Raw genomic sequence first — 13287 nt, 5'->3', positions numbered from 1 at the left:
ATTGAAGACCCTCGTAGTAGTTAACCCAAATGCTAGTCACGGTGAAGCCGGCAGGGACTTTGAAAAAAGCATTTCCTCATTGCTCCGAGAGGAAATAGCTGACTACGACATCCACATTACTACTGGTCCTGAAGATGCTCTAAGTTTTGTGACGAAAAACCCGAACTACGATCGAATAATCAGTGTGGGGGGAGATGGCACACTAAACGAGATCGTAAATGGGATGATAAAGGGAAAATCGAATGCTTCGGTAGGCATCGTCGCTCTGGGCTCCGGTAATGATCTCGCTAGAACGATCAATCTAAAGCACAATTATCGAGAAATGGTCAAGATAGCTGCGGGTGAAAACGTTCGAAAAATCGATCTGCTTAAGGTGTCCTATGTAGACATGAACGGCGTGAAAGCTTCACGGTACGCTGTTAATGTAGTTGGAGCCGGATTTGACGCAGCAATTACAGTTAGAATGATTAAATCAAGATTCAAGACAAGCGGCAAGATGGCGTACCTGCTTTCTTTTCTGATCGAATTCTTCACTTCAAAAACTTATCCTTTAACTTTCATTGTCGACGGAGAAGAAACTTCAGGCAGCTACTTCTTCTTGACCATGGCCAACGGAAATTACTTTGGCGGTGGAATGAGGATAGCACCCAAAGCCCTGGTGGATGACGGATATTTTGACGTTGTGGGTGTTTCAAAGATGTCGAAATTGCGTCTGCTTTATCACTTTCCGAAGATCTATCGAGGGGAGCATTTGGTAGTTGATACAGTAAGCTACCGAACCGCCAAAAACATCTCTTTGAAAAGCGACAGAGATGTAATTATTCAGATGGACGGAGAAGTCGTAGGAAGCCTACCTATGGAAATCTCGATTTGTGAAAAGGCTTTGAAGATAGCTTCAGCGTAAGACCTTCAAATTCATTATTGCGCTTTCCAAAGTAATGTAAGAACTGAAATCAAATGAAACACTTTCGAATACATATTCTTCATTGCCAGTATAAGGTAAATCCGTTTTTACGTTCTTTATTGCAGCGCTAGTTTTAAGAATCGCCCGAATATTCTCCGGTATGTGGATCTCTGAATTGATTATCGCGGCATTGACCTTCATATTCGTAAAGCCCGCTGCTGACATAGAAACAATTGCCTTGACGATCGCTCCGTTAATTCTAAGTTCATCAACTCTAAGCTCCCCTAGACTAAAATTGCAGTTCATGACAGCCCCGTTAAACTTTAGAACATAGTCATAAGCGGGATTAAGTTTCATAACGACTGTACTTGTTCCCAACCATGAAACGTTCGATTCCGGTTTCATTATGAACCTCTGCGACAGCTGAGTTATATCCTGTTCAATTTTAAGACCTGAACCACGTACGGCATAATCGACCACGGCAACCGTAGAAGATGCTACTTCATCTCTTAAGGGTTCTAAACTTATGTTCGACATTGCGAGGTCGACTTGAATTTCGATGCTCGCTGCAGAATCGGAACTCTCCAATACTACCGTATCGCTAACGGCCTTCTTACCGGCAAGAAATGGAGAGGGCCAGAAGAAAACGAACAGCACAAAAGCTACAATAAGTATTGTATTCAAGTATCTGATCCACCTGAGTCCCCTAATGCTAGCAAGTATGCTCATTCCTACCAGAACAAGAATGATCGGCCAGAAATTCGCCAAATTGACCAAAGCATTTAGGAGAGTGTCTCCCGTAAATAGACCGAAGATCAACAAAACACCAACCAGGACAAAGATCAATCCCAATGCGATCTTCATAGGATCATCCCCTATTTATTGATTTATAGATCACAAATCCTCCACCTGCAATCAATACAACACCTATAACGGTTTTCCAGAAGATACCGCTGAAAATGTTCCAGGGAGTAAATGATCCTAAAAGAAGGGCTATCCCAAATACTATGAGAAGCGCCGCGATGATCAGTTTACTCTTGCTATCAGAGAATTCTTCCTTTTTTCCCTCTTCTATCGGCTTCCCCTCTTCATCCATTATCACGACGTTGTTCTCGCTATTGATAGGTGCCCTGGGTACTATAAACATACCAATTATGTATATAATCAATCCGGCACCACCTGCGAAGATCAGAGCAACAAACACCAGCCTTACAATCACCGGATCTACCCCCAGATACTCTGCTATTCCACCTGCGAGACCATCTATTACTTTGTCCTTTCTAGACTTGTATAACCTCTTCGTATCACTCACATAACCACCTCCGTTAATGCTTAAGTAAGTAACCGCATAACTTGATCTCATCCATTATAGTACGATCGATATTTTTCTAGCATAACCGGTTAATCATTCACTAATCTTTAACAGAAAAGGGAATTAGCACTCACTTGTTCCAAAACGTCTCGCCGTTATCCTTACGAATTTGCCCGTTAAGTGAACTGCGCGACTGCAGAAATGGATGCGATTGGATGAGATAAAAGCACTTAATTGCCTTTCAGCATAAATGATCAGCTTCATTCGAAGAAAACCGAGTTTTGGCAAATAAAAGAATGATGATAAACTGTAGTTAAACGATTAACTAAACGTTTAACTGGCGAATCAGAAAGGATAGATTAAATGCCGAACATGAAAGATGTTGCTAAGCGTGCAGGGGTATCGGTTGCCACAGTGTCAAATGTTATGTCTGGCAAAAAATACGTCAGCCCAGAGCTAAAGAGAGTTGTTCTGGAATCTATAGACGCTTTACAGTACAGACCGAGCAAAATAGCGAGAAGCCTCAAAATCAGAAAGTCCTTTCTCGTTGGTCTCTTGGTTCCAGATATAACAAACCCCTACTTCGCCGAGATTGCCAGAGGGGTAGAGAGCATAGCTCTCGAGCACGACTACCAAATGTTTCTTTGTAATAGTGATGGAAGAAGTTACAGAGAAGAAGAAACCTTGATTTCTTTTCTTGGACATGGAGTAGATGGTGTCATAAATGTGGCACCGAGAATGGATGAGGAGCTTCTAGCCGATCTCTCCAATGGAATGCCTATGGTAATCCTCGATAGGCACCTCAAAATAGAAAACCCGTTAATTGATGTAGTATACACGAATAACTTCAAGGGTTCCGCTCAACTGGCAAGGCACTTGCTGGACAAAGGCCACAAGAGATTCGCTTGTATATCTGGTCCTAAAGATGTTCCAAGCGCAGTCAGGAGGCTTCAAGGCTTTTGTAGCGAATTAGAAAAGGACGGTATTAAAGGCGAAAAGCTGAAGATCTATTTCGGTGGTTTCAAGTACGAAGATGGTTTCAAGATAATGAAGCAATACATTTTGAAGCTTAAGATAAGGCCTACAGCCGTTTTTGCTGGAAACGACATGATGGCGTGGGGAGCGATCGAGGCGGCAAAACAAAATGGTTTGAAAATCCCCGAAGATATCGCCATAGCCGGCTTCGACAACGTTCTGTATTCTTCGCTGGTGATTCCGTCAATGACCACTGTCGATCAACCTAAGTACGAAGCTGGACGGACAGCGATGAAACTGCTTCTAGAAAAGATTATTAAGAAGCAACATGGAGAATACGTCGACACAAGAAAGATTGAACTCGATTCACATCTTATTGTAAGAGAATCAACGCAAGTTTGACAAATCTTTGGAGGTGAAATGATGAAAACAAAAGGCATTCTTCACAACGATCTTTCGAGAGAAGTCGCGAGGCTTGGGCACGGTGACATGCTGGTAATAACGGATAGAGGTTTTCCCTTTCCTAGGCATGGGAACACTGTATGCATTGACGTGTCAGTCGGAAGAAATCTACCAAGATTCGTGGATGTCGTTAAAGTCGTTCTTGAAGAGCTCGAGATTGAAAAGGTAATCATTGCTGACGAGACCAGATCAGTAAGCCCCGAGATCTATTCTCAGCTAAAGGAGATAGTCTCTAAAGTGAAAAACAAGGGCAACGACATTATTGAAGAGAACATTCCTCATCCGGAGTTCAAGGATCTCGTTTTAAATGGAAGTCTCCAGGGCAAAGAGGTAAAAGTCTTCGTTAAGACTGGGGAATTCACCCCATATGCAAACATAATCCTGGTTTCCGGAGTCGATTTCTAGATTTCGGCAAAAGGCTCAGTTCAAGTATCACGATTTCATCTGCGCCAAAAGAAAAAGAGGTGGTTATGTGAGAAGAGATAGGGAAGTTCTAAGCAGCATATTCAAAAAAGGCAAACCGATTATTGGAATGATACATCTGCGTCCCCTTCCAGGATCACCGAGATACGATCCCGAAAAACTGGGCATGAAGGAGATTCTCAGGATCGCTATTGAAGAAGCGAGAATTATGGAGGGATGTGGTGTTGATGGACTTCAAATTGAAAACATCTGGGACTTTCCATATCTCAAAGGGGAAAGGATCGGTCACGAGACTTCCGCTGCTCTGGCAGTAGCGACTCAAAGTGTGAGAGAAGCCGTCAATATACCTGTAGGTGTGAACTGCCATCTCAATGGAGGAAAGGCAGCACTCGCCGCCGCAGTTGCTGGTGGCGCAAAATGGATAAGAATCTTCGAATGGGTCAATGCGTATGTTTCTCACGCGGGTTTGACGGAAGGCATCGGGGCAGAGCTTTCTAGATACAGAAAACTTATAGGCGCAGAAGAGATTAAGTTCATGTGTGATGTGAATGTGAAACATGGGAGTCATTTCATTATTTCAGACAGAAGTGTTGAGGAACAGGCTCATGACGCCGAATCGGAAGGGGCAGAAATTCTAATCGTTACGGGATTTGAGACCGGGCAGGCACCTAACGCAGAAAAAGTAAAAAGTTTCAGTGAAGCTGTAAGCATTCCGGTGATGATCGGAAGTGGTTTGACAAAAGAAAACGTAGGTGAACTTCTTAGGTTTGCCGATGGAGCAATCGTCGGAAGCTACTTCAAGAGGGACAACAACTGGAAGAATCCCGTTGATCCAAACAACGTCAGAAGCTTTATGAAAACCGTTGAATCCCTTAGAGAGGCGGGCTACGATGATTGATTACGCATTTAACGGAGAGATTCTCTGCATGGGAAGCATGAACATGGATCTAGTGATGGTAATGGATAGACTTCCTGAGCCTGGAGAGACTGTTCTCACAGACAACTTCAGTACCTACCCGGGAGGAAAGGGAGGAAATCAAGCAGTTGCGGCGGCAATCAGTGGCGCGAGAGTTCAGATGTTTACGAAACTTGGTGGTGACGGATTCAGTGAAGAACTGATCCAGATGATGAAGGAAAAAGGGGTAGACACTTCCAGAATACTTAGGGATCCCGAAAGCACAGCGGGTATTGCAATGATAAGAGTTGACAAAAATGGGCAAAACTCGATTTCTTTTACCCCGGGTAGTAATGCGCGGCTTTCTCCTGAAGACGTGGAGAAAAACTCTGATCTCTTCAAACGCGGGCGTATTCTTTTGTTAACAATGGAAATAGCACAGGAGACAATCTTCAGGGCAATCAAACTGGCCCATGAAAATGGAATGTTTACGATCGTCGATCCCGCGCCTGCTCCTAGAAATGGGTTCCCCGATTCCATCGCGCCTTTGATCAATTTAATAAAGCCTAATGAATCTGAAGCGAGGATTCTGACAGGCATAGATGTTCACGACAGAGAATCTGCGCGGATTGCCCTCCAAAGACTAAGTTCAATGGGCTTCAATCTACCAATAATAACTCTTGGCGAAAAAGGCGTTGTTGGAGTTGATGGCAATAACTTCATGGACTTGAAGCCCTTTGACGTTGACTGTGTGGACACAACTGCGGCTGGAGATGTCTTTTCAGGAGCTTTGGCAGCAGCTTTATCGAAGGGTGTGCATCTGAAGGAATCTCTAGAGTGGGCAAATGCAGCAGGAGCATTGAGCACTACGATCTCCGGTGCTCAAACTTCTATCCCTGCTCCGAAAAGCGTCGAGAAGTTACTAAGAAGGCAGGTGTAACAGGTGCCCGATATTGCGCTGAAACTGGAAGGAATATATAAATCTTTTGGTGGAATCCATGCTCTGAAGGATGTCAACTTCGAGCTGAGCGAAGGTGAAGTACATGCGCTCCTTGGCGAAAACGGAGCTGGAAAATCTACACTGATAAAGATCCTGACCGGAGTTCATAAAATGGATTCGGGGACTATTCAGGTCCAAGGAAAAACAGTAACGATTGAAGACCCCGTAGACGCACGACACAAAGGAATAGGCGCAATATATCAAGAACTAAGTCTCGTAGACTCACTAACAGTAGCCGAGAATATATTTCTGGGTCACGAACCTACCACATCCTTCTTTGGAACTTTAAGAAAGAAAGAGCTCATTCGAAGAGCAGCGGAGTATCTATCTTCCTTCGGAATCGAAATAGATCCTAGCACTCTTGTCAGAGACCTAGGTCTTGGGCAGAAAAGGATAGTGGAAATAATAAAAGCGCTATCGATAAACGCCAATATCCTTCTTCTCGATGAACCTACAACCGGTATGAGCAGAGTGGAAATCGATACTCTGTTTGAGATTATGGATGATCTGAAACTAAAAAAAGTGAACATGATCTACATCTCCCATCATCTTGATGAAGTCTTTAGAGTGTGTGACAGAGCCACCGTACTGAGAGACGGTCAAAACGCCGGAACCTTCGAAATTGATAAGGTGGATCTAAAGACGCTGGTAAAATCAATGCTTGGAAGAACCTTGAAAGAAGAGTTCCCGGTACGAGAGGGGAGACCATCCGAAGATACACTGTTGGAAATAGAAGAGTTCAAGACCGACAAGATGCTTGCTCCAGTCAGTTTTAGCCTGAAAAAAGGCGAGATCCTCGGTATAACGGGAATAATCGGTTCTGGAAAAAGCGAACTTGCCCTCGGTTTGTTCGGAGCAGACAGGGCTATGAAGGGAAAGCTCTCAATTGCTGGCAAGGAAGTGAGATTAAACTCGCCCGATGATGCAAAGAGACATGGTATCTCTTTCATTCCAGAGGATAGAAAGGAACAGGGCTTATTTCTTAGGCTCAACGTAGAACATAACATCTGTGTTGCAAACATCGATCTCGCCATTAAGAACGGAATAATCTCGAGCAAAAAGAAATCAGAAATTGCAACGGATACGTCAGAAAAACTAAAAATAAGACCTTTAGACATAAAAATGGCAGTCCAGAATCTCTCTGGTGGAAACCAGCAGAAAGTTGTTATTGGAAAATGGCTTTGTGGTGAACCAGATATCTTGATACTTGATGAGCCGACTCGCGGAATTGACATTGGTGCAAAGACAGAGATCTATTCTCTGATCAACTACCTTGCCGATAGGGGTACAGGAATATTGATATTGTCATCTGAATTCCGGGAGATGAGTGCGATATGCGATCGAATCCTTGTGATAAGAAAAGGAACAATTGTCGCCGAACTTGAAGGTAAAGATTCATCTACAGAGCAGTTATTGACACTGGCGCTTGGAGGTTAATGCACATGGAAAATAGGATTGAGAAAAATGACAGATCGGCGTTTGTTAACAAATTTTTGAGATTGCTAAAGGGTGAACTAGGGCTGATCTTAATCCTTGTAGCATTAATGGTGGTTTTCTCATTGATGTCACCATATTTCTTCACCTCTAGGAATCTGCTGAACATTACCAGGCAGGTGTCGATAACTCTAATTGTCGCTATTGGAATGACCTTTGTAATACTCACAGGTGAGATAGATCTTTCTGTTGGTTCTTCTGCAGCATTAGTTGGAGTTGCAACTGCGGCGGTTCTTAATGCAACGGGCTCCATCTTCCTAGGCCTGATTGCGGGGTTGATACTTGGGGTCGGAATCGGGTTTGCGAATGGCGTTCTGACTGTTTACGGTCGAGTCCAATCCTTCATAGTGACACTTGCTATGATGGGGATTGCAAGGGGAGCCGCACTGGTTTGGACCGGAGGAAAGCCGATATCCAGATTGCCTGTAGATTTCGCGATAATGGGTGCTGGCTATCTCGGACCAGTACCGGTTTCAACGATAATAGCTGCCGGAGTCTTCATTCTCGCCTTCTTTGTTCTGAACAGAACAAAACACGGAGTGTATGTGAAGTCAATTGGAGCAAACAGGGAAGCAGCTAGGCTATCAGCGATACCAGTGAGGAAATACCGGGTTCTTGCCTTCGTCATTTCCGGTCTCATGAGTGCGCTTGGTGGCATTCTCATAACTTCCAAATTGCTTTCCGCTCAGCCAACTGCCGCCGAAGGACTTGAGATGAATGTAATAGCGGCTGTAATACTTGGCGGAGCATCTCTTTCCGGAGGTGTAGGTACAGTTCTGGGCACTCTCCTGGGCGCCATGGTAATAGGAGTTATCGATAATGGAATGAATCTCGTAGGAGTATCATCGTTCTTTCAACAAATAGTGAAAGGAGTAATAATACTCGTTGCCGTACTGGCAAAACGTAGTGATTAGGATTCTCTAACAAAAAAGGAGGGGTAACATGAAACGAATGCTTTTGGTAGTTCTTATGATCGGATTGTTAGCGCTAACAGGCTTTGCTGCAAAAACCATTGGTTTTTCAGTCTCGACACTTGCAAATCCCTTTTTCGTGACTATGAAGGAAGGTGGAGAGGCAAAGGCGAGCGAACTGGGTTTGGAGATGATCGTTTTGGACGCTCAGGATAAGCCAGAAACTCAGTTTGCTCAGATTCAGGATCTCATAACGAGAAGAGTAGATGTGTTGATCATCAACCCTGTTGACTCTGACGCAATAGTCTCGGCAGTTCTTGAAGCAAACGCAGCCGGAATTCCGGTTATCACTGTGACAAGACCTTCAAACGGTGGAGTAGTGGAACAGCATCTAGACATCGATAACAAGGAAGCAGGTATGCTCGCCGCAGTAGCATTGGCAGAAGCACTTGGCGGAGAAGGAAAAGTAGCTGTCCTTGAGGGGATACCCGGAGCACCGTCGGCAGTTGACAGACAGAAAGGTTTCATGGACGAACTTAAGAAGTACCCAGGTATCGAAGTAGTAGCATCACTGACAGCCAATTACTCAAGAGAAGAAGGTGCAAGAGTTACGGAAGACATTCTTCAAGGTAACCCGGTGCTGGACGGAATCTACGCACACAATGACGAGATGGCACTCGGCGCGGTTAGGGCAGTGATTGCCGCGGGAAGACTGGACGAAATAAAGATTGTCGGAATTGATGCCACAGATGATGCAATTGCAGCCATAAAAGCCGGTGAAATGGTTGCTACAGTTCAACAGCAGCCTTATCTACAGATGCAGATGGCAGTTATCGCGGCACAGAGAATCATCAACGGCGCAACTGTGGAACCTAAGGTAATAATTCCACTGAAACTTATAACTATCGACGTTCTCCAATAATTAGCTGATCTACAAGGAGAGCAGCGTATGCTGCTCTCCTTTTTTGTGAAAGCATCACGAGAAAATGAAGAGCCCACTCATCTGATTTCTCAAAATACTCGCTTGCGATGATCCAAAACTCTTCCATTTCGTTTCCAAGCTACTAAAGAAACAATAGAAATCCAGGAGACGACTTTTGAACAATGGCCTCCTTAATTTCAAGTTAACAATGCTGTTCTGCTATATCGAATCTTTGCTTTCAGAATACCACAAGGAGTATAATGTGACTGATTAGTCATATGACTTGTTAGTCACAAAGGAGATGTTTGAGTGCCAAAGGAGACTTTCTTCAACTTGCCGAAAACGAAGCGAAAACGAATTTTGGAAGCCGCCATAGATGAGTTTGCAGCGAATGGATATGAAAATTCAAGAGTCAACGAGATAGTCCGAAGATCTTCAATCCCGAAGGGTAGCTTCTACCAGTACTTCGAAAACAAGTCTGATTTGTTCAGATATGTTCTGGACATTATCTACAAGAAAAAGATGGAGATTATGACGGGCATCGAAATCTCACACAGAGAACTGAGTGTATTTGAAACATTAAGGGTAATGGTTGAAGCAGGAATTAAGATGGCCGAGGAAGATCCTCGGCTTTTGAAGATCAGTGACAGTCTCGTTGCAAACAAACCTTTGATGGATGAGGTTCTGATAGAATATGCTCCATCAAGCGACGGTTTTATTATTTCCTTGATTAGACGAGGAAAGAATAACGGTGAATTAGCTGATTGGGTGGATCCGGAGCTATCTGCGAAGTTGATTACTGCCTTCATGCTCTCACTGAGTGAAATGATAAGATCCAGCAGCAATGGGAAGATTACTGACGAAACGAGGAAGAAGTACCTCTCTCTAATTAATCTTCTTGAATACGGTATGAAAAGGAGAGAAGACTATGATTCAGGTATGTGATCTTTACTATTCTTACGGGAAAAACGAAGAGTTCGCCGTAAATGGCATCTCTTTCGAAGTCAAGGAGGGAGAGATTTTCGGTTTTCTCGGTCCAAACGGGGCGGGAAAGTCGACGACTCAGAGAATATTAACGGGCCTCTTACCGGTCCAAAAGGGAAAAGTAAGGGTCATGGATGTCGATGTTTCTGCAACTACCCCTGACTTCTATAACAACATAGGCGTCTCCTTTGAAAATCCTAATCTTTATCTCAAGCTGACTGGTATCGAGAACCTTGAGTATTTTGCCAGTTTGTACGATGTACCAACAGAAGATCCAGCCCATATGCTTGACATGATCGGCTTGAAAGACGTTGCTAAAAAGAGGGTAGGAGAATACTCCAAAGGGATGCAACAAAGACTGGTCTTTGCTCGTTCTCTCATTAACAATCCGAAAGTCTTGTTTCTGGACGAACCTGTTTCCGGGCTAGACCCATCAACTTCCGCAGCAATAAAAGAATTAATCAAAGAGAAGAAGAAAAAGGGCACAACGATCTTTCTGACGACGCATAATATGCACATCGCCGATGAACTATGTGATAGGGTGGCATTCATTGTTTCTGGAAAGATTTCGCTCATTGACTCCCCGAGGAATCTAAAACTACAGCATGGTAAGAAACTGGTGGAAATTGAATACAGGAAAAATAGTTCTCTGAAGAGGGAAAGCCTTTCTCTTGTTTACGAAGCTGATCGGCAGAAGCTCAATTCTCTTCTTGACCATGAGGTGATTGAGACGATTCATTCTAAAGAAGCTACCCTTGAAGAGATCTTCATTAAAGTGACCGGAGAGAAGTTAGAAATATGAGACTCTTCACGAACATCTCTAAGGAAATAATACTAGGTTGGAGGAGTCACTTCTTCCTGCTTACCGTAATGCTGGCTGTGGCCTACTTCCTTTTGATGACATTTCTGATTCCCGAGGATCTTTCAACCAGCACACAGCTAATTCTTCTAACTGAAAGCAAGGAAATCGCGAGAGCGATCGAAGCCAGTGATCGTAGTTCCGAATCGTCACTTTCATTTGTCAACAGTCGTGATGAGCTCTATGAATCACTCAATAGAAGTTTCAATAGTGTTGGCGTAATTATGAGAGGCGATACAGCTTCCCCATCATTTGAGCTGGTTTTCCAGGGACATGAAGACACGAAAACCAGAGAGCTTGTGAAACTAGTGGTTGCCCATCTTCTACATGGTTCAGATAATCACCCGATTTCCAGCAACAGTGTCCAGTACCTTCAGGGAAAACAAGATGATGGACTCGATATCCCCTTCAACAAGTCTTTTCTTCCGATCTTCCTGATGTTTGAAGCCGTAATGATGGGTATGATAATGGTCTTTGCAATGGTTTTCAGCGAAAAATCTCAGAAGACCCTCGACGCATTTGCGGTGACACCGGGAAGAGTCTGGGAATATCTGGGAGCCAAAGTGATCTTTCTCATGATTTTAGGGATAGTTTTCGCGATCATTCTCACGGCTCTCACGGTTGGCCTCCAAGCTGAGTACTTGCAGCTTGTTTTGATTGTCTCAGTTGGGAGCTTCCTCTCGACATCTGTTTCTCTAATAGCTGCAAGTTTCTATGAGAACCTATCTCAGTCAATGGCTGCTATTCTGGCGTTGACGGTAATTTTCTCATTACCGATGCTTTCGTATTATATGGAAGGATTCTCTCCCTGGTATCTGAGAATACTTCCTACTTTTCCCATTCTCTTCTCGTTGCAAGGAGCTGTTTTCCCTCATCAGGGTTCAACAGATATTTCCTACATGATATTGGTAGCGGTCGAAGCGGTGCTGGCTTTTGTGATAGCCGTCAATCTCTATAAGCTCAGAATACGAAGGATTAGGATGTGAGATCATGAGAATGAAGAGGATACTCAATGTTTTCAGAATAGACACCATCAACGGTGTTAGAGATAAGATGGTGATATACATACTCGTGGCCCCGATAATCTTCTCATTCTTTTTCAGAATCATAGCACCTGATTTTCAGAGTCTTTCTTTATCGTTCGTTACTCTGAAAGACCAGAAGGCCACTTTGGAAGCTCTTGAGAAGTTTGGTAGCGTCGAACCCGTCTCATCCGAAGCGGAAATGAAAGAAAGAGTCGGACGATCTGATGACTCTGTGGCTATATACAAGAAAGGCGAATCATTTAATCTCTTTCTTCAGGGTAACGAATCGGAAGAAATAGAAGAGATTGCAAAGATCATCCTCACAGGACTTCAATCTGATACGACGAGATATATCGATTTTAAAGAAAGCGATCAAGGAAGATTTGTCGCACCGGTAACAGTATTCGGATTCACCTTCGTTGTAATCATCTCCTTTGTTTTGGGAGGAATGGTAATAGGGTTTAATATCATCGAAGAAAAAGAATCAGGAGCAATGAGAGCTCTCATGGTAATACCAATAAAAAAGAGCGAACTCATTCTCGGAAGAAGCATCCTTGGGATTATCATTCCTTTGATTCACTCATTTCTGGCCGTTCTGATTCTCGACTTGCCCACTATGAATTATCTGAAACTAATAATAGTTACCATTTCTAGCTCAATTATCGGTATTGTCGTCGGTTTTCTCATCGGAGTAATCTCGTCTTCACAGATGAGCGGGATTGCAAACATGAAGATAAGCGGCTGGTTACTCCTGATGCCTGTAATACTTGGCTTCATACTTCCCGAAAGACTACATTTCATATTCTTCTGGTCACCTACATACTGGTCATTTGTCGTACTCAAAGACATCGTAAATCGCAGCATTAACTGGTCAAGTTTCGCCATTCAGATTCTCTGGATATGTCTAACGACTGCCACATTATTCCTCTTGATGATGAGCAGAATCAAGAAGGGACTCCAGACTTACCTCAACTAAGGCGGGTAGCCCGCCTTAGTCTTAAACTGATAAATATTTTTATGGGGCAAAAAATTAAATCGATGCTGCCAGAATTCACTTGAACATCCTATAGGCGCTTCAGGAACGATCTGAGATGATTATTCTTCATCTAATGAAAACAGCA

The 13287-nt window shown here is 43.5% G+C and carries 14 protein-coding genes; 12 read left to right on the top strand and 2 right to left on the bottom strand.

Annotation, left to right across the window (positions count from 1 at the left end):
• The first annotated feature begins 1 nt into the window (after window position 1).
• Entirely contained in the window at window positions 2-904 is a 903-nt protein-coding gene (locus Y696_RS09885) for a diacylglycerol kinase family protein (protein WP_121510390.1), read from the top strand.
• On the opposite strand, the gene Y696_RS09880 is transcribed toward Y696_RS09885, so the two are convergent.
• Entirely contained in the window at window positions 896-1768 is an 873-nt protein-coding gene (locus tag Y696_RS09880) for a hypothetical protein (protein WP_121510389.1), read from the bottom strand. The genes Y696_RS09885 and Y696_RS09880 overlap by 9 nt on opposite strands.
• 4 nt (window positions 1769-1772) lie before the next feature.
• Window positions 1773-2216: a PspC domain-containing protein gene (locus Y696_RS09875; protein WP_006487862.1), complete on the bottom strand. Its 444-nt coding sequence runs from the start codon at window positions 2214-2216 to the stop codon at window positions 1773-1775.
• Window positions 2217-2579: 363 nt separating this feature from the next.
• Between Y696_RS09875 and Y696_RS09870 the strand changes: the two genes are divergently transcribed.
• The 11 genes from Y696_RS09870 to Y696_RS09820 all read left to right on the top strand — a co-directional run bounded on the left by Y696_RS09870 (window position 2580) and on the right by Y696_RS09820 (window position 13142).
• Window positions 2580-3593, top strand: a complete 1014-nt coding sequence (locus Y696_RS09870) for a LacI family DNA-binding transcriptional regulator (protein ID WP_121510388.1) — start codon at window positions 2580-2582, stop codon at window positions 3591-3593.
• A gap of 21 nt (window positions 3594-3614) precedes the next feature.
• Window positions 3615-4058: a D-ribose pyranase gene (rbsD, locus tag Y696_RS09865; RefSeq protein WP_006487866.1), complete on the top strand. Its 444-nt coding sequence runs from the start codon at window positions 3615-3617 to the stop codon at window positions 4056-4058.
• 67 nt (window positions 4059-4125) lie between these two features.
• Window positions 4126-4974, top strand: coding sequence for a BtpA/SgcQ family protein (locus Y696_RS09860; protein WP_014731511.1), 849 nt, complete (start codon window positions 4126-4128; stop codon window positions 4972-4974).
• Complete coding sequence (gene rbsK / locus Y696_RS09855) at window positions 4967-5911, top strand: ribokinase (protein ID WP_099771256.1); 945 nt, start codon at window positions 4967-4969, stop codon at window positions 5909-5911. The genes Y696_RS09860 and rbsK overlap by 8 nt, the downstream gene beginning before the upstream one ends.
• Before the next feature lie 3 nt (window positions 5912-5914).
• Window positions 5915-7408, top strand: coding sequence for a sugar ABC transporter ATP-binding protein (locus Y696_RS09850; protein ID WP_121510387.1), 1494 nt, complete (start codon window positions 5915-5917; stop codon window positions 7406-7408).
• A gap of 5 nt (window positions 7409-7413) precedes the next feature.
• Window positions 7414-8379 (top strand): ABC transporter permease, encoded by a 966-nt coding sequence (locus tag Y696_RS09845; protein ID WP_257211843.1) that lies wholly within the window; start codon window positions 7414-7416, stop codon window positions 8377-8379.
• Between the two features lie 28 nt (window positions 8380-8407).
• A complete protein-coding gene (locus tag Y696_RS09840) occupies window positions 8408-9298 on the top strand; it encodes a substrate-binding domain-containing protein (RefSeq protein WP_121510386.1) in 891 nt (296 codons plus the stop codon).
• Window positions 9299-9607: 309 nt separating this feature from the next.
• On the top strand, window positions 9608-10243 hold the full coding sequence (locus Y696_RS09835; protein WP_121510385.1) for a TetR/AcrR family transcriptional regulator: 636 nt from the start codon (window positions 9608-9610) through the stop codon (window positions 10241-10243).
• Window positions 10227-11084 carry an ABC transporter ATP-binding protein gene (locus Y696_RS09830; RefSeq protein WP_121510384.1) on the top strand — a complete coding sequence of 286 codons (858 nt, stop codon included), beginning with the start codon at window positions 10227-10229 and terminating at the stop codon, window positions 11082-11084. The genes Y696_RS09835 and Y696_RS09830 overlap by 17 nt, the downstream gene beginning before the upstream one ends.
• Entirely contained in the window at window positions 11081-12127 is a 1047-nt protein-coding gene (locus Y696_RS09825; RefSeq protein ID WP_121510383.1) for an ABC transporter permease, read from the top strand. The genes Y696_RS09830 and Y696_RS09825 overlap by 4 nt, the downstream gene beginning before the upstream one ends.
• A gap of 4 nt (window positions 12128-12131) precedes the next feature.
• Window positions 12132-13142 carry an ABC transporter permease gene (locus Y696_RS09820; RefSeq protein WP_121510382.1) on the top strand — a complete coding sequence of 337 codons (1011 nt, stop codon included), beginning with the start codon at window positions 12132-12134 and terminating at the stop codon, window positions 13140-13142.
• Window positions 13143-13287: the final 145 nt, after the last annotated feature.

It is taken from the genome of Mesotoga sp. H07pep.5.4, from assembly GCF_003664935.1.
In the GTDB taxonomy this organism is placed as follows: Bacteria; Thermotogota; Thermotogae; order Petrotogales; family Kosmotogaceae; genus Mesotoga; species Mesotoga prima.
The sequence above is the reverse complement of the archived record's forward strand: the minus strand, read 5'-3'. Positions and strand labels throughout refer to the sequence as shown.

What these genes read in the sequence shown, in the direction of transcription:
- Y696_RS09880 (WP_121510389.1), bottom strand. Translation starts at nt 1,768, where the DNA reads ATGAAGATCGCATTGGGATTGATCTTTGTCCTGGTTGGTGTTTTGTTG.
- rbsD (WP_006487866.1), top strand. Translation starts at nt 3,615, where the DNA reads ATGAAAACAAAAGGCATTCTTCACAACGATCTTTCGAGAGAAGTCGCG.
- Y696_RS09840 (WP_121510386.1), top strand. Translation starts at nt 8,408, where the DNA reads ATGAAACGAATGCTTTTGGTAGTTCTTATGATCGGATTGTTAGCGCTA.
- rbsK (WP_099771256.1), top strand. Translation starts at nt 4,967, where the DNA reads ATGATTGATTACGCATTTAACGGAGAGATTCTCTGCATGGGAAGCATG.
- Y696_RS09825 (WP_121510383.1), top strand. Translation starts at nt 11,081, where the DNA reads ATGAGACTCTTCACGAACATCTCTAAGGAAATAATACTAGGTTGGAGG.
- Y696_RS09820 (WP_121510382.1), top strand. Translation starts at nt 12,132, where the DNA reads ATGAGAATGAAGAGGATACTCAATGTTTTCAGAATAGACACCATCAAC.
- Y696_RS09830 (WP_121510384.1), top strand. Translation starts at nt 10,227, where the DNA reads ATGATTCAGGTATGTGATCTTTACTATTCTTACGGGAAAAACGAAGAG.
- Y696_RS09870 (WP_121510388.1), top strand. Translation starts at nt 2,580, where the DNA reads ATGCCGAACATGAAAGATGTTGCTAAGCGTGCAGGGGTATCGGTTGCC.
- Y696_RS09845 (WP_257211843.1), top strand. Translation starts at nt 7,414, where the DNA reads ATGGAAAATAGGATTGAGAAAAATGACAGATCGGCGTTTGTTAACAAA.